Annotated in this window: 3 protein-coding genes and 1 pseudogene; 1 reads left to right on the top strand and 3 read right to left on the bottom strand. The window is 74.2% G+C overall.

Going from position 1 to position 2,410, the window contains the following annotated elements:
• A pseudogene (locus E1283_RS35345) lies at positions 1-175 on the bottom strand (dehypoxanthine futalosine cyclase); the annotation flags it as partial.
• 4 nt (positions 176-179) lie between these two features.
• The gene (locus tag E1283_RS35340; RefSeq protein WP_132822253.1) at positions 180-836 is read right to left on the bottom strand and encodes a SigE family RNA polymerase sigma factor; all 657 of its coding nucleotides are present in this window, start codon (positions 834-836) and stop codon (positions 180-182) included.
• A 141-nt stretch (positions 837-977) separates the two neighbouring features.
• On the opposite strand from E1283_RS35340, the gene E1283_RS35335 reads away from it, so the two are divergent.
• Entirely contained in the window at positions 978-2,099 is a 1,122-nt protein-coding gene (locus E1283_RS35335) for an amidohydrolase family protein (RefSeq protein WP_207930663.1), read from the top strand.
• A gap of 55 nt (positions 2,100-2,154) precedes the next feature.
• On the opposite strand, the gene E1283_RS35330 is transcribed toward E1283_RS35335, so the two are convergent.
• Positions 2,155-2,355 (bottom strand): hypothetical protein, encoded by a 201-nt coding sequence (locus tag E1283_RS35330; protein ID WP_132822252.1) that lies wholly within the window; start codon positions 2,353-2,355, stop codon positions 2,155-2,157.
• Between the last annotated feature and the right edge of the window lie 55 nt (positions 2,356-2,410).

The raw sequence follows: 2,410 nt of genomic DNA, 5'->3' as shown, positions 1-2,410 counted from the left end.
GTCCCGGATCATCCGCAGGTGCTCGATGCGCTCCGCGTTGGTCTCGCCGGTGCCCATCAGCATCGTCGAGGTGGACTCGACGCCGAGCCGGTGCGCCGTCTCCATGATCTCCAACCAGCGCTCGCCGCCCCTCGTCACGCGCGACGCCCCGCCGGACGCGCTCCAGCATCCACTCCCGGTCAGGCCGGTGTCCCTCGGCCGCCTCCCGCAGCAGCCGGGGGACGTCTGGACGCTCTGGCATGGGTCCTCTCCGGTGTGCTCACCAACCCCCGCCGCTCGACGGGACCCGAGCGCAGCCCCCGGAGGAGACCCTGGGGGTCCCCCTCGCCCGTGGGCGCGACCACCTCGGTGAGCATCCGCTCCAACTCGGCCATGCCGCGCGAGGTCTGGCTCTTCACGGTACCCACCGAGATGCCGAGCGTGCGCGCGGTCTCCCGTTCCGAGAGATCGAACGCGTGCCGCAGCACCACGCAGGCCCGCTTACGGTACGGCAGCCGGTGCAGCGCCGCCCGCACGTCCAGCATCGCGGGGATGTCCGGGCCCTCGGCCGACTCGCCGTGCTGCGACCAGAACAGGGCGATCCGCCGGCGCTCGCGTGTTCTGCTGCGGATCCTGGAACGCGCCAGGTTGGCCACCACACCACGGGCGTAGGCGAGCGGGTGGCGCGCCGCGCGCACCCGGTCCCAGTGGTGCCAGATCGCCACCAGCGCGTCGGCCGCCAGGTCGTCCGGGCTCTCCGCGCTGTCCGACCCGCCGAGCAACAGGTAGGCGAGCCTGGACAGTTCGGCGTGGTGCTGCTCGAAGAAGGCATGAAACTCATCGTTGGGGCTGGCCACCCGCCGGCCTCCTCGGTGCGCGGCTCGTTGGCCCGCCGAGGTGGTTCGACGGGCCGTACGACAGGTCGTGCAACGTTCGTCCCTGCGTGCAAGCCCCCAACGACTGGGGAGCGTAGCAGGCAATTTGTAGGCTGCCGAGGCATGAGCGAGAGTGCGGTGGTGCACATCAGGGGGCGCGTGCTCGTCACCCCTGATGGCGAAGCACCCGACGGGGAGCAGGGCGACGGGGTGCTGGACGAGATCTGGGTGGTCGGCGGCCGGATCAGCCGGCAACGCCCCGTGGCGGCACGGGAGGTGGTCACCGTCGAGGGCTGGGCGCTGCCCGGCCTCGTCGACGCCCACTGCCACGTCGGCCTCGGCCCGAACGGCGCGGTGGACGACGCCACCGCGGAACGCCAGGCGCTGGCCGACCGCGACGCCGGCGCCCTGCTGCTCCGTGACGCCGGCTCAGCCGCCGACACCCGCTGGATGGACGACCGTCCGGACCTGCCCCAGCTCATCAGGGCCGGCCGGCACATCGCCCGCCCGCGCCGCTACATCCGCAACTACGCCCACGAGATCGAGCCCGAGCAACTCGCCGCCGTGGTGCGGCAGGAGGCCAGGCGCGGCGACGGCTGGGTCAAGCTGGTGGGGGACTGGATCGACCGCGAGCGCGGCGACCTCGGCCCCTGCTGGCCGGCCGACGCCGCGCGCGAGGCCATCGCCGCGGCCCACGCCGAGGGCGCCCGCGTCACCGCGCACTGCTTCGCCGAGGACTCGCTGCGCGACCTCGTGGCGGCCGGCATCGACTGCGTCGAACACGCCACCGGGCTCACCGAGGACACCATCCCGCTGTTCGCCGAGCGCGGGGTGGCCATCGTGCCGACCCTGGTCAACATCGCCACCTTCCCCGACCTGGCGGCCGGCGGCGCCGACCGCTTCCCCCGCTGGGCCGAGCACATGCGACGGCTGCACGCCCGCCGCTACGACACCGTGCGGGCCGCCCACGACGCCGGCATCCCGATCTTCACCGGCACCGACGCCGGCGGAGGGCTCGGGCACGGTCTGATCGCCCGGGAGGTCGCCGAGCTGACGAAGGCCGGCATCCCGCCCGTCGACGCCGTAGCCGCCGCGACCTGGCGGGCCCGCGCCTGGCTCGGCAGGCCGGGGCTCACCGACGGCGCGCCCGCCGACCTCGTCGTCTACGAGTCCGACCCGCGCCGCGACGTCGGCGTGCTGGCCGCGCCCCGCCGGGTGCTGCTGCGGGGCCGGATCGTCGCCTAGGGCGATCCGGCCCCTTCGGCCCCGGTCAGCGGCCCGTCGGCCCCCGGCGGCCCGGTCAGGTCGTGATGATCCAGATGCCGTAGCCCACGGCCGCCGCGCACAGCGCGAAGGAGAGGTAGCCGGCCGGCCGCGCGGCCGGCCCGGCCGAACGGTTCAGGCCGGCCCTGATGCCGATCGAGAACAGCCCCACCACCGCCAGCGTCAGCAGCACCGAGACCAGGATGACCTGGCCGAGCGTGGCCCAGTCGACGTTCATTTCGGGTACCTCGGTCTCGGACTAGGCGGAGCGCTGGGAGGGGGAGGACGGGGAG

Source organism: Streptomyces hainanensis (assembly GCF_004348415.1).
Taxonomy (GTDB): domain Bacteria; phylum Actinomycetota; class Actinomycetes; order Streptomycetales; family Streptomycetaceae; genus Streptomyces; species Streptomyces hainanensis.
Note: the sequence above shows the minus strand (reverse complement) of the source record. Positions and strands in the feature narration are given on the sequence as shown.

Coding starts and splice junctions, on each gene's coding strand:
- E1283_RS35335 (WP_207930663.1), top strand. CDS start 978: ATGAGCGAGAGTGCGGTGGTGCACATCAGGGGGCGCGTGCTCGTCACC.
- E1283_RS35330 (WP_132822252.1), bottom strand. CDS start 2,355: ATGAACGTCGACTGGGCCACGCTCGGCCAGGTCATCCTGGTCTCGGTG.